Annotated in this window: 15 protein-coding genes; 8 read left to right on the forward strand and 7 right to left on the reverse strand. The window is 63.3% G+C overall.

Annotated elements, in window-relative coordinates:
* Positions 1 to 327 precede the first annotated feature (327 nt).
* The 4 genes from gnd to FS777_RS07160 all read left to right on the forward strand — a co-directional run bounded on the left by gnd (position 328) and on the right by FS777_RS07160 (position 5,469).
* On the forward strand, positions 328 to 1,311 hold the full coding sequence (gene gnd / locus FS777_RS07145; RefSeq protein WP_058639578.1) for a phosphogluconate dehydrogenase (NAD(+)-dependent, decarboxylating): 984 nt from the start codon (positions 328 to 330) through the stop codon (positions 1,309 to 1,311).
* A complete protein-coding gene (zwf, locus tag FS777_RS07150) occupies positions 1,308 to 2,816 on the forward strand; it encodes a glucose-6-phosphate dehydrogenase (protein ID WP_058639579.1) in 1,509 nt (502 codons plus the stop codon). Before gnd ends, zwf begins: the two co-directional genes overlap by 4 nt.
* Positions 2,817 to 2,907: 91 nt before the next feature.
* Positions 2,908 to 4,701 carry a glycoside hydrolase family 15 protein gene (locus tag FS777_RS07155; RefSeq protein ID WP_145254711.1) on the forward strand — a complete coding sequence of 598 codons (1,794 nt, stop codon included), beginning with the start codon at positions 2,908 to 2,910 and terminating at the stop codon, positions 4,699 to 4,701.
* Positions 4,702 to 4,848: 147 nt separating this feature from the next.
* Positions 4,849 to 5,469, forward strand: coding sequence for a TetR/AcrR family transcriptional regulator (locus tag FS777_RS07160; protein WP_078478331.1), 621 nt, complete (start codon positions 4,849 to 4,851; stop codon positions 5,467 to 5,469).
* Positions 5,470 to 5,771: 302 nt separating this feature from the next.
* Here the strand turns inward: FS777_RS07160 and preA are convergent, their stop codons facing one another.
* From preA to hydA, 3 genes are all read right to left on the reverse strand, one after another.
* Positions 5,772 to 7,046 carry an NAD-dependent dihydropyrimidine dehydrogenase subunit PreA gene (gene preA / locus FS777_RS07165; RefSeq protein WP_078478332.1) on the reverse strand — a complete coding sequence of 425 codons (1,275 nt, stop codon included), beginning with the start codon at positions 7,044 to 7,046 and terminating at the stop codon, positions 5,772 to 5,774.
* Positions 7,047 to 8,414, reverse strand: coding sequence for an NAD(P)-dependent oxidoreductase (locus FS777_RS07170; RefSeq protein WP_145254714.1), 1,368 nt, complete (start codon positions 8,412 to 8,414; stop codon positions 7,047 to 7,049). It lies immediately after the preceding gene.
* A 139-nt stretch (positions 8,415 to 8,553) separates the two neighbouring features.
* Positions 8,554 to 9,993: a dihydropyrimidinase gene (hydA, locus tag FS777_RS07175; protein WP_145254717.1), complete on the reverse strand. Its 1,440-nt coding sequence runs from the start codon at positions 9,991 to 9,993 to the stop codon at positions 8,554 to 8,556.
* A gap of 336 nt (positions 9,994 to 10,329) precedes the next feature.
* On the opposite strand from hydA, the gene FS777_RS07185 reads away from it, so the two are divergent.
* Complete coding sequence (locus FS777_RS07185) at positions 10,330 to 11,820, forward strand: NCS1 family nucleobase:cation symporter-1 (protein ID WP_058637935.1); 1,491 nt, start codon at positions 10,330 to 10,332, stop codon at positions 11,818 to 11,820.
* A 78-nt stretch (positions 11,821 to 11,898) separates the two neighbouring features.
* Positions 11,899 to 13,182, forward strand: coding sequence for a Zn-dependent hydrolase (locus FS777_RS07190; RefSeq protein ID WP_145254720.1), 1,284 nt, complete (start codon positions 11,899 to 11,901; stop codon positions 13,180 to 13,182).
* A 333-nt stretch (positions 13,183 to 13,515) separates the two neighbouring features.
* On the opposite strand, the gene FS777_RS07195 is transcribed toward FS777_RS07190, so the two are convergent.
* Entirely contained in the window at positions 13,516 to 14,475 is a 960-nt protein-coding gene (locus tag FS777_RS07195) for an MBL fold metallo-hydrolase (protein WP_145254723.1), read from the reverse strand.
* Positions 14,476 to 14,505: 30 nt separating this feature from the next.
* Positions 14,506 to 15,066: a lipocalin family protein gene (locus FS777_RS07200; RefSeq protein WP_058603477.1), complete on the reverse strand. Its 561-nt coding sequence runs from the start codon at positions 15,064 to 15,066 to the stop codon at positions 14,506 to 14,508.
* A gap of 184 nt (positions 15,067 to 15,250) precedes the next feature.
* Between FS777_RS07200 and FS777_RS07205 the strand changes: the two genes are divergently transcribed.
* A complete protein-coding gene (locus FS777_RS07205) occupies positions 15,251 to 16,063 on the forward strand; it encodes a crotonase/enoyl-CoA hydratase family protein (RefSeq protein WP_145254726.1) in 813 nt (270 codons plus the stop codon).
* A 35-nt stretch (positions 16,064 to 16,098) separates the two neighbouring features.
* On the forward strand, positions 16,099 to 16,932 hold the full coding sequence (gene nudC / locus FS777_RS07210) for an NAD(+) diphosphatase (protein ID WP_145254729.1): 834 nt from the start codon (positions 16,099 to 16,101) through the stop codon (positions 16,930 to 16,932).
* Between the two features lie 66 nt (positions 16,933 to 16,998).
* Here nudC and FS777_RS07215 read toward each other — a convergent pair whose 3' ends face one another.
* On the reverse strand, positions 16,999 to 17,778 hold the full coding sequence (locus tag FS777_RS07215; protein ID WP_058603474.1) for a TSUP family transporter: 780 nt from the start codon (positions 17,776 to 17,778) through the stop codon (positions 16,999 to 17,001).
* A 133-nt stretch (positions 17,779 to 17,911) separates the two neighbouring features.
* Positions 17,912 to 19,285, reverse strand: a complete 1,374-nt coding sequence (locus FS777_RS07220) for a glutamine synthetase family protein (protein WP_145254732.1) — start codon at positions 19,283 to 19,285, stop codon at positions 17,912 to 17,914.

The raw sequence follows: 19,285 nt of genomic DNA on the forward strand, positions 1-19,285 counted from the left end.
TCCAGGCGGCCCGCGTGCTAGACGCAGACGTTGGCATTCGCCCGCCGCATATGCCGAGCGCGTTGAACACACACGATCGCTAGGCGACGAGTGGCGCTTTGCCCAGTGCCTTGCACCTTAATGGTGCGGTCGGTGCTGCATGACAGCGCTCTGATTGATTCAGCGCTGCTGAATGCCTCTGGCGCCCCGAACGGGCGAAGAGAAAGGTACTTCGGCCCCAGCGAACGAACATGAACACACCGCCCGTCGCTGAACCCTCATGCAGTCCACTGGACTAACCTGAAAGGCGAAACGTCGTCACTCATTCCAGAAGGGGAGCACCTGCTCATGCAATTGGGAATTGTCGGGCTGGGCCGCATGGGCGGCAACATTGCAAGGCGGCTTATGCTCGCCGGCCATCACACGGTGGTGCACGATCGCAACGCACAAGCGATCACCGCCCTTGAGGGCGAAGGTAGCGTGGGGGCGGCTGACCTGGCCGCACTAGTCGAGAAACTCCAGGCGCCTCGTGCCGTCTGGGTCATGCTTCCCGCTGGGGCGCCTACCGAGCAGACCATTGCCCAGCTGGCTGACTTGCTGGAACCTGGCGACTCGATCATCGACGGTGGCAATACCTTCTATAAAGACGATATGCGCCGCGCTGCAGAACTGGCGCAGCGTGGGCTGCATTACCTGGATGTGGGTACTTCCGGCGGGGTATGGGGGCTGGAGCGTGGTTACTGCATGATGATCGGCGGGGAAAAGGACGTGTTCGAACGTCTGGAGCCACTGTTTGCAGCGCTCGCACCCGGTGTCGGTGATATCCCACGCACCCACGGGCGCACCGGTGAACACCAGCGCGCCGAGCATGGCTATATCCACGCCGGCCCGCCGGGCGCAGGGCATTACGTGAAGATGGTGCACAACGGTATCGAATACGGCTTGATGCAGGCTTACGCCGAAGGCTTCGACCTGCTGCGCAGCAAAGGCGGTGCCGAGCTGCCTGAGGACCAGCGCTTTGACCTGAACGTGGCCGAGATCGCTGAAGTGTGGCGCCGTGGCAGCGTGGTCACGTCCTGGCTGCTGGACCTGACCGCCGACGCGCTGGTGGCCGACCCGCAGTTGGCCCAGTTCAGCGGCTCGGTGTCCGATAGCGGGGAAGGGCGCTGGACCATCGATGCGGCCGTCGAGCAGGCGGTGCCGGTTCCGGTGCTGTCCAGTGCACTGTTCGCGCGTTTTCGTTCGCGACAGCAACAAGGCACTTATGGCGACAAAATTCTCTCGGCCATGCGCCTTGGGTTCGGTGGACACGTCGAGAAGAAACCTGAATGAGCAAAAAACCGGCAACGCCTGCTGCTCCACCCTGCACGTTGTTCCTGTTCGGTGCCAATGGCGACCTGGTCAAGCGCCTGCTGATGCCCGCACTCTACAACCTCAGCCGCGACGGCCTGCTCGATAAAGACCTGCGCATCGTGGGTGTCGACCACAACGCGGTCAGTGCCGAGGCATTTGCTGAACGCTTGCACGCGTTCATGGCCGAGCGCGACAAAGGCGCAGAGGGTGCCCCGGCGAACCTGGACGAAAAGCTCTGGGCCAGCCTTGCCAAGCGCCTGGACTACCAGACCGGGGACTTTCTCGACGCTGCGACTTATGAGGCTATTGCCAAGCGCATCGACAAGACCAGCCATGGCAACGCGATTTTCTACCTGGCGACGTCTCCACGGTTTTTCCCAGAAGTGGCCAAGCGCCTCGGGGAGGCCGGGTTGCTGAACGAGTCGGGCGGCGGGTTTCGCCGGGTGGTCATCGAGAAGCCGTTCGGCCACGACCTTGCCAGCGCCGAGGCGCTCAACGCCTGTCTGCTGAACGTGATGGGCGAGCGTCAGATCTACCGGATCGACCATTTCCTGGGCAAGGAGACCGTCCAGAACATCCTGGTCAGCCGTTTCTCCAATGGGCTGTTCGAGTCGTTCTGGAACAATCACTACATCGACCATGTGCAGATCACCGCCGCTGAAACCGTAGGGGTCGAAACCCGCGGTGCGTTCTATGACAGCACCGGAGCAATGCGCGACATGGTGCCCAATCATCTGTTCCAGTTGCTGGCGATGGTGGCCATGGAGCCGCCTGCGGCGTTTGCCGCTGACGCGGTTCGCGGGGAGAAGGCCAAGGTGATCGGCGCGATCCGCCCGTGGTCGACCAAGATGGCGTTGAAGAACTCGGTTCGGGGCCAGTACGTAGCCGGCACCCTGGATGGGAAGAACGTGCCGGGATACCGTCAGGAAACCAAGGTGGAGCCTGACAGCCAGACCGAAACGTTCGTGGCCATGAAGATCATGATCGATAACTGGCGCTGGGCCGGTGTGCCCTTTTACCTGCGCACCGGCAAGCGCATGAGCGTGCGCGATACGGAAATCGCCATCTGCTTCAAGCCGGCGCCGTATGCCCAGTTCCGTGAGTCCGCGCTGCAACGGCCCAAGCCCAATTACCTGAAGATTCAGATCCAGCCCAATGAAGGCATGTGGTTCGACCTGCAGGCCAAACGGCCAGGGCCGGAGCTTGTGATGGAGAATGTAGAGCTTGGGTTTGCCTACAAGGATTTTTTCAAGATGACCCCGGCCACCGGCTACGAGACCTTGATCTATGACTGCCTGACGGGCGACCAGACCTTGTTCCAGCGTGCCGACAACATCGAGAACGGCTGGCGCGCCGTCCAGCCGTTTCTCGATGCCTGGGCCCAGGGCGGGGAAGTGCATGACTACGAGGCCGGCCAGGATGGCCCGCAGGCGGGCGGCGAACTGCTGGCCCGGGACAAGCGCGAGTGGCACCGGCTGGGTTGATAGCGCAACGTTTTGATCCGATCGCGTGGTGCCGGGCCTGTCGGTGAAGGCAGGCTCGGCACAATGTACGCACTGAATTTCTGGAGTCTCGATGCCTGCCCATATTGAAGATTATGCCCTGCTGGGCAATTGCCGCAGCGCAGCCCTGGTCAGCAGCGACGGCTCGCTCGACTGGCTGTGCCTGCCGCGTTTCGATGCGCCAGCGGTGTTCGCGGCCTTGCTGGGTAACGAGGAAAATGGCCGTTGGCGCCTGGCGCCTTCGGACCCTGTGATAGAACGCACCCGGCGCTACCTGGACGACACGCTGGTGCTTGAGACCGTCTGGGTCACGGCCTCGGGAAAGGCGCGGGTGCTGGACTTCATGCCCTTGGGTGACGAGAACGCAGTGGTGCGCATCGTCGAAGGCCTTTCGGGGCAGACCACGTTCGAAATGGACCTGGTGATGCGCTTTGACTACGGGCGCAGCGTCCCTTGGGTGGAGCGGCTCGACCCGCTGACCCTCAGCGCGGTGGCAGGCCCGGACCGCTTGATCCTGTCCTCGACCGTGGCGCCCCATGCCCGCGATCACCACACGGTGGCGCGTGTGCGGGTAGGCGAGGGCGAGCGCCACGTGTTCAGCTTGCGTCATCACCCGTCCCACCTGCCGGTGCCCGCCGAACAGGACATCGATGCCTGCCTCAAGGCCACCGTGGATCAGTGGCAGGTCTTCGCGGCCAAGTGCCCCGACGTGGGACCGTACACGGCCCTGGTGCGGCGCTCGTTGCTGGTGCTCAAGGCCATGACCTATGCCCCAACGGGCGGGATTGTGGCGGCAGTGACGACTTCGTTGCCCGAGCGCGTGGGCGGTGAGCGTAATTGGGACTACCGCTTCTGCTGGCTGCGCGATGCCACCATGACCTTGCTGGCCTTCATGAACCTGGGCTACTTCGAAGAAGCCCAGGCCTGGCGCGAATGGCTGTTGCGTTCGGTGGCGGGCAACCCGGAGCAGATGCAGATCATGTACGGCCTGGCCGGTGAGCGTGATCTTCAGGAATACACCTTGCCCTGGCTGGCCGGTTACGAGCACTCCCAGCCGGTGCGGGTGGGCAACGCAGCCGCCGCGCAGACCCAGCTGGACATTTACGGTGAGCTGGCCGACGCCATGAGCCAGGCCATCCGCGGCGGTCTGCCCAGGCACCCGCGCAGCGCGGCCATTAGCCGGGTGATCATGCCTTACCTGGAAAGCATCTGGCGTGAACCTGATGAAGGCATCTGGGAAGTGCGCGGTGGTCGGCAGCATTTCGTGCACTCCAAGGTCATGGCCTGGGTGGCGTTCGACCGCGCCGCAGAGCTTGCCGACACCACCGAGGAGGACCGTGAACGGGGCCTTCACTACCGGCAGGTCGCTGATCAGATCCGCCGCGAAGTGTGCGAGCAGGGCCTCGATGCCCAGGGCCAGCACTTTGTGCAGGCCTACGGTTCTTCAGAGATGGATGCCAGCCTGCTGCACATCGCGCTGACCGGCTTTCTGCCGGCCCATGACCCGCGCTTTCTGCGCACCCTGGCCCAGATCGAAAAACGCCTGCTGCACAACGGCCTGTTGCTGCGCTACGACACCGACAGCTGTACCGATGGCCTGACGGCGGGCGAGGGTACGTTTCTGGTGTGCTCCTTCTGGCTGGCCGACGTGTACGTGCTGCTGGGACGCCAGGACGAAGCGCATGCGCTGTATCAGCGGCTGACAGACCTGTGCAACGATGTGGGCCTGTTGGCTGAGCAGTACGACCCGGTAGGCAAGCGCATGCTGGGCAACTTCCCGCAGGCGTTCAGTCACATCGGCATCATCAATACCGCGCTCAACCTGCACCGGGCGCAGTGCCCTGCGCGTGTGCGCGCCAGTGCCTGAAGCTTGGCAGCCGGCGCTTGCGCCGGCTGATGGTTTCGCTGCGCAAGCGGAGTAGACTACGGGACATTTGCGAGAGTACGGAGCAACCATGGGCATTGGCGGTATGGATTGGCAGATCGACATCATCCCGTTCACGGTCAGCGCTTGATGGCCAACCACAAGATTGAAATCCGTCGTCGCAACATCGAGAAGATTTTGCAGGCCGCCGAGCGTGTGTTCGCCGAAAAGGGCTTCGCTGCCACGTCCATGGGCGACATCGCCGAGCAGGCGCAGCTGCCGCGCTCGAACCTTCATTACTATTTCAAGACCAAGGACGACCTGTTTCGTGCGGTATTGCAGGACTTGCTTGAAGTCTGGAAACAAGATGCCCTGAGTTTCGAGCACTTCGATGACCCGCGCGTCGTGTTGACCAGCTACATACGCGCGAAGATGGCACACTCCCGTTCACGGCCGCTGGGCTCGAAAATCTGGGCCGAGGAGATGCTGCACGGTGCGCCGGTGCTCAGGGCCAACCTGGATGAAAGCCTGGTGCCCTGGGCCAGACTCAAGGAAGCCAAGATCCGCCGCTGGGTGGAGCAGGGGCGCATTCTGCCAGTGCAGCCGTCGGCGCTGCTGTACATGATCTGGGCATCGACCCAGCATTATGCCGACTTCGGATACCAGGTGGCCTTGCTCAACGACGGCGAGCCGCTGTCCGACCGGGATTTCGAAAGCGCCGTGCAGACGGTGACCAGCGTAATCCTGAGGGGCATTGGGTTGGAGCCTTGAGCGAACTACCATGCAGGGCTGAAATGGTGGGGCCGCTGCGCGGCCCATCGCGGCACTAGGCCGCTCCTACACTGGATTCGATAGCCCCCAGATCTGATAGAAAGCGGATGCCTTCTCGAATTTTGGAAATCGAACGTTGCGCTGCAGCTACCCCTTGTAGGAGCGGCCTAGTGCCGCGATGGGCCGCGCAGCGGCCCCACGATTTCAGCCCTGAATCCCAATCATCAAGGCCCATGTGCGCCGCACCGCGACGGATCCGGCGCCTGGCAAAACGGCGGGCGCCTGCATTCACACGCCCACCCTCAGCCAGCCTCCCGATAGGGGTTGCGCGGGTCCTGCGTCCAGTTCAGGTACGGCTTGCCAGTGTCCTGCGCAACCATCTCGATGCAGTCTTCCACGGGGCAGGTGATCTGGCACAGGTTGCAGCCCACGCATTCTTCCTCGATCACGCTATAGGCATGGGTTCCGTCGGCCTTCACCGTACTGGCGATGGCCTGGTGCGAGGTGTCCTCGCAGGCGATGTGGCACCGGCCGCAACCAATGCAAGCATGCTGATCGATGTGCGCGATGGACTTGTAGTTGATGTCCAGGTACTTCCAGTCGGTGGTGTGGCCGACTGCCTGGCCTCGGAAGTCCTCAAGACGGGCATGCCCATGCTGATCCATCCAACGTGCCAGGCCGTCCTTCATATCCTCGACGATGCGAAAGCCATGCAGCATGGCGGCCGTACAGACTTGCACCGCGCCGCTGCCCAGAGCCACGAACTCGGCAGCGTCACGCCAATTGCCAATACCGCCGATCCCGCAGATCGGCAAGCCCTGGGTGGCGGGGTCGCGGGCGATTTCCGCGACCATGTTCAGCGCAATGGGTTTGACGGCCGAGCCGCAGTAACCCCCGTGCGTGCTCTGGTCGCCGACGATCGGGTGGGCCACCATGCGGTCCAGGTCCACGCTGGTGATGGAGTTGATGGTGTTGATCAGCGACACCGCATCGGCGCCACCCCGGTGCGCGGCTCGGGCCGACTGACGAATGTCGGTGATGTTGGGGGTAAGCTTGACGATCACCGGCAGCGAGCAGTAGGTCTTGCACCAGCGCGTGACCATCTCCACATACTCAGGCACCTGGCCCACCGCCGCCCCCATGCCACGCTCGGGCATCCCATGGGGGCAGCCGAAGTTCAGCTCGATGCCATCGGCCCCGGTGGCCTCGACCAGCGGCAGGATGAATTTCCACGATGCCTCCTCGCACGGCACCATCAGCGACACGATCAGTGCCCGGTCCGGCCAATCCTTCTTGACCTGGGTGATCTCCCGCAAGTTGATCTCCAATGACCGATCGGTGATCAACTCGATGTTGTTGATGCCCTGAACCAGGCGGTTGGCGCCAAAGTGCGCCGAATAACGCGACGAGACGTTCACCGCTGCAGGGTCTTGCCCCAGGGTTTTCCAGACCACGCCACCCCAGCCCGCTTCGAAGGCGCGTACCACGTTGTAGGCCTTGTCGGTGGGCGGGGCGGAGGCCAGCCAGAAGGGATTCGGGGCGCGAATGCCGGCGAAGACGATAGACAAGTCAGCCATTTACGCGGCCTCCACATTGAGCATGAGTTGGGCATGGATGGCCTGGGCCGCCACCTTGCCATGTTGTACGGCCTGCACGGTGAGGTCCTGGCCCAGGGCAGTGCAGTCACCGCCGGCATACACGCCCGGTAAGCTGGTCTGCATGCACTCATCGACGCGGATGCGCTCCCCATCGCGGGCCAGTTGCGCGGCGACCGGGTCAGCCAGGCTTTGGTCTTCCAAGCACTGCCCGATGGCCTTGAAGATCGCGTCGGCAGCCAGTTCGAAAGTTTCCCCGGTATCACCCAGGCGACCGTCCACCATCGCCGTGCGCGCGAAGCGCATGCCGCGCACGTTGCCATCGTCGCTCAGCAGTACGGTGTCGGGGCGCGCCCAGGTGTGCAGGCGCACCTGGTTGGCCTTGGCGATGGCTTGCTCGTGGCCCGTGGCGCCCATGTCGGGCGCCCCACGGCGATACACCAGGTTGACGTCGCGTGCCCCCAGGCGGCTCATCTGCACGGCCATGTCGATCGCCGTGTTGCCGGCGCCGATCACCAGGCAGCGGTCGGCCAAAGGCAAGCGGCTGAGGTCATCCGCCTGGCGCAGCTCGCGGATGTAGTCGGTGGCAGCCAGCAGGCCCGGCGCCTGCTCATCGGGCAGACCCAGTTGCCGCACGGCACTGAGCCCAAGGCCAAGAAATACGGCATCGTACTGATCCCGCAAGTCACCGAGCCCCAGGTTGCTGCCCAGGCGCTGGCCGTAGCGGATCTCGATGCCACCGATGCCCAGCAAAAACGCCACTTCACGCTGGGCGAAGTCATCCACCAGCTTGTAGCGGGCAATGCCGTACTCGTTCAGACCACCCGGTTTTTCACTGGCTTCGAAGATGACTACATCGTGCCCGTGCATGGCCAGGCGATGTGCGCAGGACAAGCCCGCCGGGCCGGCGCCGACCACGGCGATGCGTTTGCCGGTGGTCGGGGAGCGCTGGAAGGGATGCCCGCTGAACTGGGCGTTGTCCAGGGCATAGCGCTGCAACTGACCAATCAGCACCGGCGCGCATTCCTGCGCGTTGTTGCGCACGCAGGCCTGTTCGCAAAGGATTTCGGTCGGGCAGACACGGGCGCAACTGCCGCCGAGGATGTTGGCCGACAGAATTCGTTCGGCAGCACCTTCCAGGTTTTCATCACTGATGCGGTGGATGAAGGACGGAATGTCGATGTCGCTTGGGCAGGCGTTGATGCACGGGGCATCGTAGCAGTACAGACAGCGCGCGCTCTCCACGGCGGCCTGGCGCGCGGTCAGTGGTGGGACCAGGTCGCTGAAATGCTCGGCCAGCTGGTCGCTGCCGGCCCTGGGGCGCGGCAAATGGTTCAGTGCGTCGATCACGGTGGTAGCCTCTCTTTCTTGTCGTGGGCTTGAAAGGGTGGAGCGCAGGCGGCCCCGCTCACCGGCACGCCGTGCCCCAGGCACGGGTTGGCCTGACGAGTCGGTCTTGCAATGAAGGCCGGTCGATCAGTGTCAGCGGCTAGCGGGGCACGGGGATGGGCCGATGGTGGTCGGCCCGACGCTCGAGCAGTTCGTACACCGACGGGTAGGCCGGGCGTTCGACATACCGTCCAGCACCGACTTCGGCGCGCAAGTCACCGTCGGCCCACACCACCTTGCCCTGGCTGATGGTGTGGCTGGGCACGCCGCGCACGGTGCGCCCTTCGAAGATGTTGAAGTCCACCTGCTGGTGATGGGTCTTGGCCGACAACGTGCGCGTGCCCTGTGGGTCCCACAGCACCAGGTCGGCGTCGGCGCCGACACGAATGGCGCCTTTGCGTGGGAACAGGTTGAAGATCTTCGCCGTGTTGGTGGACGTGACGGCGACGAATTCGTGCATCGACAGGCGACCTGTGTTCACACCGGCATCCCACAACACCGCCATGCGGTCCTCGATACCGGCCGTGCCATTGGGAATGCGGCTGAAGTTGTCGCGTCCCATGGCCTTCTGCTCGGCGCAGAAACAGCAATGGTCGGTGGCGGTGGTGTGCAGGTTGCCTGACTGCAGGCCGCGCCACAGCGCCTCTTGGTGTTCACGCGGTCGGAAGGGCGGGCTCATCACATAGCCTGCTGCCGTGGCCCAGTCCGGGTCGCGGTAGACGCTGTCGTCCAGCAGCAGGTGGCCAGGCAAGACCTCGCCGTAGACCGGCTGCCCCTTGCCGCGAGCGTAGGCAATCTCATCCAGCGCCTCGCGGCTGGAGACATGCACCAGGTACAACGGCGTACCGAGGGTTTCTGCGATACGGATGGCGCGGCTGGCCGCTTCGCCCTCGACCTGGGGCGGACGTGACAACGGATGCGCCTCAGGCCCTGTCATGCCCTGGGCCAGCAACTTGCGTTGAAGGTGATCCACCAGCTCGCCGTTCTCGGCGTGCACCGTGGGCACGGCGCCCAGTTGCAGGCAGCGCTCGAAGCTGGCGACCAGCGTGTCGTCAGCGGCCATGATGGCGTTCTTGTAGGCCATGAAGTGCTTGAAACTGTTCACCCCATGGTGGGCAACCAGCTCAGCCATTTCCTCGGCTACCTGGTCGCTCCACCAGGTGATGGCCACGTGAAAGCCGTAATCGCTGGCGCTCTTTTCTGCCCATCCGCGCCAGGTGTGAAACGCCTCCATCAACGACTGCTGGGGATTGGGGATCACGAAATCGATGATGGAGGTGGTACCGCCTGCGAGCCCGGCGGCGGTGCCGCTGAAAAAGTCCTCGCTGGTCACGGTGCCCATGAATGGCAACTGCATGTGGGTATGCGGGTCGATCCCGCCGGGCATCAGGTACTGGCCGCTGCCATCGAGCACCTTGCAACCGGCCGGTGGGTCGAGGTCTTGGCCGATGGCCTGGATCAGGCCGTTTGCACACAGGACATCGGCGCTGAAGCTTTCTTCGTGGGTGACCACGGTGGCGCCACGGATCAACAGGGACATGCCGTTTTCCTCGCAGGCTGACCGGTCTGTGCCGGTTCTTGGAATTGGTAGGCCAGGGTGGCAGAGCGATCCTGTCATCGCTGACAAGATTCGAGGCTAGATGCAGATTCTGGATTCAGCAAGAAATAAATCACACGGAATTTGTGGTTTTTAAACTGCTGATTAATAAGGAAATAAAAATGAGGGTGGCTCTAGCATAGGCGTTTCGGATCAGGCTGACGTACTTGACAAGATCCAAATTTGGTCGAAATTTCTACCCACATTCTGCGTGTGTACTCCGGCCATCGACTCGCCCCGATGAGCGAACAACTACAACAACATTCTGGAGAAGGCCCCATGCAACAGAGCAGATCGCACGTGGTTGATCGCAACGGCCTGGTAGAGCTGTGCGAAGGCGCCGACGTGCTCGACAGCCCGCGCTACAACCCCGACATCGCTCCCACCAAGGTGCATCAGCGCACCTGGAACAGGTGGCACATCACCGCCCTGTGGGTAGGCATGTCCATCTGCGTGCCCACCTACACCCTGGGCGGCGTTCTCACGGCGTATTTCGGCCTGAGCGTGGGTGAAGCGTTGCTAGCCATTTTGCTGGCCAACCTCATCGTGCTGATTCCACTGACGCTCAACGCCTTCCCCGGTACCAAGTACGGCATACCCTTCCCGGTACTGCTGCGTGCATCCTTCGGCATCCTGGGTTCCAATGTGCCTTGCCTGGTGCGAGCGGTGGTCGCCTGCGGCTGGTTCGGGATCCAGACGCTGTTCGGTGGGCTGGCAATTCATCTGTTCCTGGGCTCGGTATTCGAGGGCTGGAAGGCCTTGGGCGGCACCGGCGAGGTGATCGGTTTCGTGATTTTCTGGTGCCTGAACCTATGGGTGGTGCTGCGCGGCGCCGAATCGATCAAGTGGCTGGAAACCTTGTCCGCACCTTTGCTGGTATCGGTGGGTATCGGGCTGCTGGTGTGGGCGCTGCCGCACATGTCCATGACCGAGTTGCTGGCCCAGCCACCGAAGCGTCCGCAAGGGGCCAGCGTGGTGGGCTACTTCTGCGCAGGGCTCACTGCCATGGTGGGCTTCTGGGCCACCCTGTCGCTGAACATCCCGGACTTCAGTCGTTATGCCCGTAGCCAGAAGGACCAGATTCTGGGGCAAATATTCGGCCTGCCCCTGACCATGTTCCTGTTCGCCTCGCTGGGTGTGGTGTTGACGGCGGCCTCGGCCTCGCTGGTGGGCGAGACTGTTTCCGATCCGGTGACGCTGATCGGCAAGATTCAGAGCCCCTTCTGGGTAGCGCTGGCCATGGCCTTGATCGTGATCGCTACCTTGTCCACCAATACGGCGGCCAACATCGTCTCGCCCACGAACGATTTCCAGAACATTGCGCCGCGCTTGATCGGCCGCAGCCGGGCGGTGTGGCTGACCGGTTTCATCGGGCTGGCGCTGATGGGCCACGAGCTGCTCAAGAAGCTGGGCTGGATCGTTTCCGACATCAGCCTTGAAAGCGTCTATTCCAACTGGTTGCTGGGGTATTCCAGCCTGCTGGGTCCCATTGCCGGGATCATGGTGGTGGATTATTTCCTGGTCCGGCGTCAGTACCTGGACCTGGCCGGGCTGTACCGCGATGACGTCTATCCCGCCTGGCACTGGCCCGGCTTTGCGGCCTTTGCGTTGCCCGTGGCGCTCACAGTAATGGCCATTGGCAACAGTCACTTCAGTTGGTTCTACGACTATGGCTGGTTCACCGGCTCGCTGCTTGGCGCTGGCTTGTATTACGTCTTCGCCGCCATGGCCGCCCGCAGCCCGGCGCGCATGGCCAAGCCTTTGCCTTGAGTAACCTGCTCGTCGCAGTGCGGGCAGGCCCCGCGCCGTGGCTTACACATCCGACAAGAAAAGCCTGAGGAGAAACCTATGACCCGCGCTCAAGACGTTCTTCAATCGACTGCCCGGCATGTCGATAGCGCACGCCTGTGGCAATCGCTCATGGACCTGGCGCGCCTGGGGGCCACCCCCAAGGGTGGCGTGTGTCGCCTGGCCTTGACCGATCTGGATCGACAGGCCCGCGACCTGTTCGTGCAGTGGTGCGAGGCGGCAGGGTGCACGGTGACGGTCGACGGGGTGGGTAATCTGTTCGCCCGCCGGCCAGGGCGCAACGCAGCGCTGCCGCCGGTTATGACGGGCAGCCACATCGACACCCAGCCCACCGGTGGCAAGTTCGATGGCTGCTATGGGGTCATGGCCGGGCTGGAGGTCATCCGCACCCTCAACGACCTGGGCGTCGAAACCGAAGCACCGCTGGAAGTGGTGGTATGGACCAACGAGGAAGGCTCGCGCTTTGCGCCGTGCATGATGGGCTCGGGGGTCTTTGCCGGCAAGTTCAGTCTCGAGCAGACGCTGGCAAAACGCGATGCCCAAGGGATCAGCGTGGGCGAAGCGTTGAATGAAATCGGCTACGCCGGGAGCCGGGCGGTGACCGGCCACCCGGTGGGGGCGTATTTCGAAGCCCACATCGAACAAGGCCCGATCCTGGAAGACCAGGCCAAGACCATCGGCGTGGTGCTCGGCGCCCTGGGCCAGAAATGGTTCGACCTGACGTTGCGTGGGGTGGAGGCCCATGCCGGGCCAACGCCCATGCACCTGCGCAAGGATGCCCTGGCCGGCGCCGCTGCCGTGGTCGAAGCGGTCAACCGCGCCGCCCTGGGCCACCAGCCGCACGCCTGCGGTACGGTGGGCTGCCTGCAAGCCTATCCTGGCTCGCGCAATGTGATTCCTGGCGAAGTGCGCATGACCCTGGATTTGCGTCACCTCGAGGGGGGCCGGCTAGAGGGAATGATTGCCGAGGTCCGCAGCGTGATCGAACAGACCTGCGAACGGCATGGGCTGACGTATGAGCTGGTGCCCACCGCAGATTTTCCGGCCTTGTATTTCGACAACGGCTGCGTGGGTGCGGTACGTGAGTCGGCCCAGGCACTGGGTTTGCCGCACATGGATATCGTCAGCGGGGCAGGGCACGACGCGATCTTCCTGGCTGAACTCGGGCCCGCTGGCATGATCTTCGTGCCGTGCGAAAACGGCATCAGCCATAACGAAATCGAGAACGCTACGCCAGAGGATCTGGCGGCGGGGTGTGCCGTGCTGCTGCGCGCCATGTTGGCGGCGTCCGAAGCGGTGGCCAAGGGGCGAATGGCGGCTTAGCTGCGGGGCTGTTCACGCTGTTGTGGACGCTGTGGACGCTATAGCAGTCTGGTTGACAGGCGCTGCGAGGATGAAGCTGTGGGCGGTGGGGCGGTCTCTGGGTTTCAGCTTCGCGGTTTACATTGCCGGGTCCGCTGCGCGACCCATCGCGGCACGAGGCCGCTCCCACAACGGGTAGCGGTGCTTGCAGAAATGTGAGGACTACGCAGATCCATTGTTGGAGGGCCTAGTGCCGCGATGGGCCGCGCAGCGGACCCCACGATCTATAATTCACCCAGGAAGTCCAAGGCGACTCATACCCATTCCAATACCACCCGGGCACATGCAGGTCGCTCAATCGACTGGCAACAAAACACCCTCACGCCCCAAATGATACCGCTGAAGGTCCGCGGCCAATGTGAGGTTGCCGGCATAGTGCAGGGCAGCCTCCTGCCTGATGTCATCGATCGAGGGGCTGCGCCGATTGTCAGCCTGGTAGCGCGCACTGAAGTGCGTCAGCACCAGGTTACGCACTCCGGCCGCTTCGGCAAACCGAGCCACTGCCGCCGCAGTACTGTGGCCATATGTCACGCCGGATCGCTCCACCGCAGGTTGCGTAAAGGTCGCTTCATGCACCAGCACGTCGGCATCTGCCGCTGCCTCGGCCAGCAGTTCGGGCGTGTCGTTGTCGCCGCAGATCATGATGCGGCGGGCAGCTCGACCAGGCTGAAGGTAGTGCGCCGCTTGCAGCTCACGACCTTGGTGATTCACTGCCAGGCCTTTCGCCAGCGCTCCCCACAGCGGCCCACGAGGCACGCCTTCGGCGTCAAGGCGCCTGCTGTCCAGCCGTGGCTCGGGGCAGCGCTCCTCGAAGAGGTAGCCCACGCTGGGCACGCGGTGCGACAAAGTGACGGTGCTCACCGTTACGGCCGCGTTGTGCCAGCCACTGAACTCTTCGACGGGCAACAGCCGCAGATCGAAGGACAGATGACTGTCGGTAACCGCCAAACTGACGCGCACCCAATCGTGCAAGGCCCGGGGCAGCACCACATCCAACGGTTGGCGCCGCCCGTTCATGCTTGCACTGGCCAGCAGGCCGGGCAAACCCAGGCAGTGGTCGCCATGTACATGGGTGATGAAAATGCCGCCCAGGTCATGGGTCGACAGCGATGTGTGCAGCAGACGATGCTGAGTGCCCTCACCGCAATCGATCAAGTACCAGCGTTTACCCGTCGCTTCCAGCAGCGCCGTTGCGCTCACGTTGCGGGCCTTGGTCGGGGCACCGGCGCTGGTGCCCAGAAACAGCAGGTCCATGTCTACTCCTTGTCATGCGCCATCAAAGTCTTATTCGACGCCTGTGCTGTCAGCCTGGCGCCAGACCAGTTTGCTGGTGTCATAGCCTTGCTCGCGGGCAATGTCCAGCAGTTGGTCACGGGTCTTGTCCGGAATGGCCGGGGTGCGGGACAGCAGCCACAGGTACTCGCGGTTAGGATGGCCGACCAGCGCTACGCGGTAGTCCTTGTCGTGATAGAGCACCCAGTACTCACCCTTGGTCAGGTCAGGCGCCAGACGGCTGAACCAGTTGTCGAAGCGTACCCAGAGCTTGTCGGTGCTGCCCGGCTGCTGAGCTTCGGCGATACCCTTGGCCTCGTTCCACTGGCCGTCTTTCTCCCTGCAGCGGTTGGTCACATCGATTCGGCCATCGGTGCGCAGGGCGTAGTGGGCTTCTGATTGCACACAGTTGCGCTGGAAGAACATCGGCAACCTTGCCAGCTCGTACCAGGTGCCCTGGTAGCGTTGCAGGTCCACCTGCTGCGTGCGCGGTGGGGCAGGGTGATCATTGCCGGCGCAGCCAACCAGGGCAAGGGCCATGCAGGAAAGCATCAATGCCTTGCGTATCGCCATTGTGTTTCTCCTGAGAGTGAGTGCTTACACAGATTCGATGCCTGCCTTGAGCAAAAGTTGTACGCGCGTTCGTTGCCAGGCCTCGACCGTCCGCCCGTTCCGGCAGTCCCGCTTTTGGCAGACGCACGGCAACCGGGCTGCGCTACCATCGCTGTCATTGCCAGAGCCCACAGGAGTGTCGCCCGTGACCCAGTACAGCGCGTTCAAGGTCGAGCTGAACGAGAGCATTGCCCACGTTCAGATCAACCGCCCGGAAAAACTCAACGCCATGAATGCCGCGTTCTGGGAGGAAATCATCGAGATCTTCCAGTGGGTGGATGACACCGACGCGGTACGGGCCGTGGTCATCAGCGGCGCTGGAAAACATTTCTCGGCCGGTATCGACCTGGCCATGCTGGCCTCGGTCGCGGGGCAGATGGGCAAGGACCCTTCGCGCAACGCCCGGACGTTGCGCAAGACCATCCTGAGCCTGCAAGCCTCGTTCAACGCCGTCGACCGCTGCCGTAAGCCCGTGCTGGCGGCGGTGCAGGGCTACTGCATCGGCGGGGCCATCGACCTGCTGTCAGCCTGCGACATGCGCTATTGCAGCCGTGACGCGCAGTTCTCCATCAAGGAGATCGACATGGGCATGGCCGCGGACGTCGGCACACTGCAGCGTTTGCCACGCATCATCAACGACGGCATCATGCGGGAACTGGCCTACACGGGACGCACCGTCGAAGCCGAAGAGGCGCTGCGCATCGGCCTGGTAAACCGGGTCTACGATGACCAGGCCGCCTTGCTCGAAGGTGTGTTCGCCATTGCCCGGGACATCGCAGCCAAATCACCGATCGCCGTGGCGGGTACCAAGCACATGCTCAGCTACATGCGTGATCACCGCATCGACGACGGCCTTGAGTACATCGCCACCTGGAATGCGGCGATGTTGCAGTCCGAAGACATGCGCCTGGCCATGGCCGCACACATGAACAAACACAAACCGTCGTTCGCCGACTGACAGAGTCGACGGGCGCACCTCACAGGAATGCCCTTATGTCAGCACGCTGGACGACCGCAGTACTCGACCCGCAAACGCCCGCCGGACTGGCCGTGGCCCACAGCCCGGAGGGTTTTCTGGTTGGGGAAGAGGGCGCGTTGTTCCAGCGCGACTGGCTCAAGCGCCAGGGGCTGGATGTGCTGTGCGAGCACGGCATCGGCCACTTCGACGGCCAGCCGGTGTTTCTACTTGAGCTCGCCAAGGCCGCCCAAATAGCCGGTTGCAGCTGGCGCGGCCTGCGTACGTTCATGCTTGAAGGGGATGCCGAGACCTACACGGTCCTGGGTTATGCCGCGCAGATCGGCACTTGGGCGCGCGAACATCGATTCTGCGGCAGTTGCGGCCAGCCCATGTCGCAAATTCGCTGGGAGCGCGCCATGCACTGCAGCGCGTGCGACCTGCGCAGCTACCCACGCATCTCGCCCAGCATGATCGTGTTGATTACACGGGGCGACGAGGTCCTGTTGGCACGCTCGCCGCGTTTCGTGGCAGGTGTGTACAGTACCCTGGCAGGCTTCGCCGAACCCGGCGAGTCGGCCGAAGACTGCCTGGTGCGCGAGGTGCGCGAAGAGGTGGCGCTGGAGGTCAAGAACATCCAGTACGTGGGTAGCCAGTGCTGGCCCTTCCCGCACTCGATGATGCTGGGCTTTCATGCCCAATACGCCGGTGGCGACATCGTCATGCAGCCGGATGAAATCGAGGACGCCCGCTGGTTCAATGTGCACGACCTGCCGCCGCTGCCGGCGGGGCGGTCGATTGCCCGTTACCTGATCGACCTGTACGTAGCCCGCCGACTGGGCCATGCCGAACCTGCTTTCCCCGGACAGTGACCGATCAGGCCCGCTCCAGAGGGCGCGGCTCCTAAGCCGTTATGCGTGCAGTCCCTGGCTGGCGTATCACGCCTGGCCAAACCAGTGCTGCCAGGCCAGGCGCACGGTCAGGGCCAGCACCACGGTGATGAACACAGGGCGGATGAACTTGCTGCCGCCGCTGATTGCCGTTCTGGCGCCGAAGAAGGCGCCGACCATGACCGACAGGCCCATGCACAGGCCGACGATGTAGTCCACCTGCCCGGAAATCACGAACACCGTCAGGGCTGCGATGTTGCTGACGAAGTTCATGCTGCGGGCCACGCCACTGGCGCGAACCAGGTCGATGGGATAGAGCAGCAGGGTACTGACCGTCCAGAACGCACCTGTACCCGGCCCAGCCACGCCGTCATAAAAGCCCAGGGTCAGGCCTTGCGGCAGCTGCCACTTCTTGCGAATCGGGGCATCGGCGTCCAGTGGCGCCTTTGGCGTACCGCCGAACAACAGGTACAGGCCGCAGGCGAACACGATCACCGGCAGCATCTTGTTCAACCATTCGGCGGGCATGTAGTGCGCAACGACCGCCCCTAGCAGGGCCCCGGCCAAGGTGCCGAACAGGGCACGACGCCACTGCACCGGGTGAAAGAGCTTGCGCCTGTAGTACGTCAGGCCGGCCGTGGCCGAGCCGAACGTGGAGCTGAGCTTGTTGGTGCCCAGTACCAGGTGAGGCGGCATGCCGGCTGTCAGCAGGGCGGGCGTGGTCAGCAGGCCGCCGCCGCCCGCGATGGCATCGATGAAACCGGCGACGAAAGCGACCACTGCCAGGATGAGCAGGGTCAAGGGTTCTACGGTAAGTTCGAATGGCATGGGAATCTGGCAGGCAATGTGACGGTATGCGACAAAACGCCGCTCGATAAGCGGGACATGTTAATACCCCTACCGTGCAAGTGCCAACGCGGGTGTTGATCGAGGTACCCGCGCCAGCACGATACGGTCGTGATCACAGGAACCAGCGGTACTCGCGAGCACTGATCTCATGCATGAACGCCAGGTGGTCCTGGCGCTTGTTTTCGCAGTACACCTTAACGAATTCGGCCCCCAAGCCTTCGATCACCGCAGGCGCGTGCTGCATGGCCGTCACTGCGCTGAGCATGTCCTTGGGAAAGTCGATGCCGCTGGTGCGGTCGTCGTTCAACGGTGCGATGGGTTCCTGCGCGGCGTCAAGGCCCTGCTCCAGGCCGCACAGGATGGCGGCCAGCACCAGGTAGGGGTTGGCATCGGCGCCGGCCAGACGATGTTCGATGCGCAAGTTGCGGGCATCGGATTCGGGGATGCGAATACAGGCATCGCGGTCTTCGTACCCCCAGCTGGCCCGGCTGGCGGCGTTGACCATGGCGCCGTAACGGCGAAATGCATTGTGGTTGGCGGCGAAGATTGGCATGCAATAGGGCAGCAGAGACAGGCATCCGGCTACTGCATGGCGCAGCGGACGCTGACCATCGGCGGCCAGCAGGTTGGTGCCTCCCTCGTCATACAGGCTGACATGCACATGCATGCCACTGCCGGGCGCATGCAGGTAGGGTTTGCTCATGAACGAGGCGCGGTGGCCGTGCTTGCGTGCTACACCGCGCGTACTACGGCTGAACAACGCCGCCCAGTCCGCGGCTTGCAGCCCGTCGGTGCAGTGTCCGAAATTGATCTCGAACTGGCCTGGCCCCAGCTCGGCGGTGATGACGTTGGCATCCACGCCCTGCACGTTGGCTGTGGCAACCATGTCATGCAGTACGTCTGCGAAGCGGCTCAAGCGCTCGATGTGCAAGTTGGGCTGGTCGTCCTCATCGGCGCTCAGCGGGTCGCGAGGAAACTGCGGCAGGCCCGCTTTGAGCGCGCGGTCGAACAGATAGAACTCCAGCTCGAACGCCACGACCGGATGAATCCCGCGGCGTGCCAGGCGTTGCAGAACACGCGCCAGCACCTCACGAGGCTCGAACGCGATGGGCGCTGGCGTTGCATCGCTGCTGATCAGCATCTGCCCCAAGGGCTGCGCTTCCCATGTGACGGGCTTCAATGTGCCGGGCACCAGCCGGCGCAGGGCGTCAGGGTCGCCGTCGTTGAAGCAGTAGTCGCCGATCTGGAACAGGCCACCCTGGGTGCCGAGTAGCACCGCGTTCTGGGGCAGTTTGAGCGGGCTACCGGCGGCGACCTTCTCAAGCATGTCGATCGGGTAGCGCTTGCCATAGAAATGGCCTGGGATGTCGAGGCTGATCAGGTCGACATGGCGCACGTCGGGATACCGGGCACGAAAGGTGCGAACTTCAGCGAGTACATTCGGGAAGCTCGTTTGCGCAGGCGTGCGTTCCGAGTCCAGGCTCAT

The sequence above is a fragment of the Pseudomonas sp. DE0157 genome (assembly GCF_007678615.1).
Classification (GTDB): Bacteria; Pseudomonadota; Gammaproteobacteria; order Pseudomonadales; family Pseudomonadaceae; genus Aquipseudomonas; species Aquipseudomonas parafulva_B.

Coding starts and splice junctions, on each gene's coding strand:
- gnd (WP_058639578.1), top strand. CDS start 328: ATGCAATTGGGAATTGTCGGGCTGGGCCGCATGGGCGGCAACATTGCA.
- zwf (WP_058639579.1), top strand. CDS start 1,308: ATGAGCAAAAAACCGGCAACGCCTGCTGCTCCACCCTGCACGTTGTTC.
- FS777_RS07155 (WP_145254711.1), top strand. CDS start 2,908: ATGCCTGCCCATATTGAAGATTATGCCCTGCTGGGCAATTGCCGCAGC.
- FS777_RS07160 (WP_078478331.1), top strand. CDS start 4,849: ATGGCCAACCACAAGATTGAAATCCGTCGTCGCAACATCGAGAAGATT.
- preA (WP_078478332.1), bottom strand. CDS start 7,046: ATGGCTGACTTGTCTATCGTCTTCGCCGGCATTCGCGCCCCGAATCCC.
- hydA (WP_145254717.1), bottom strand. CDS start 9,993: ATGTCCCTGTTGATCCGTGGCGCCACCGTGGTCACCCACGAAGAAAGC.
- FS777_RS07185 (WP_058637935.1), top strand. CDS start 10,330: ATGCAACAGAGCAGATCGCACGTGGTTGATCGCAACGGCCTGGTAGAG.
- FS777_RS07190 (WP_145254720.1), top strand. CDS start 11,899: ATGACCCGCGCTCAAGACGTTCTTCAATCGACTGCCCGGCATGTCGAT.
- FS777_RS07195 (WP_145254723.1), bottom strand. CDS start 14,475: ATGGACCTGCTGTTTCTGGGCACCAGCGCCGGTGCCCCGACCAAGGCC.
- FS777_RS07200 (WP_058603477.1), bottom strand. CDS start 15,066: ATGGCGATACGCAAGGCATTGATGCTTTCCTGCATGGCCCTTGCCCTG.
- nudC (WP_145254729.1), top strand. CDS start 16,099: ATGTCAGCACGCTGGACGACCGCAGTACTCGACCCGCAAACGCCCGCC.
- FS777_RS07215 (WP_058603474.1), bottom strand. CDS start 17,778: ATGCCATTCGAACTTACCGTAGAACCCTTGACCCTGCTCATCCTGGCA.
- FS777_RS07220 (WP_145254732.1), bottom strand. CDS start 19,285: ATGAGCCTGGACTCGGAACGCACGCCTGCGCAAACGAGCTTCCCGAAT.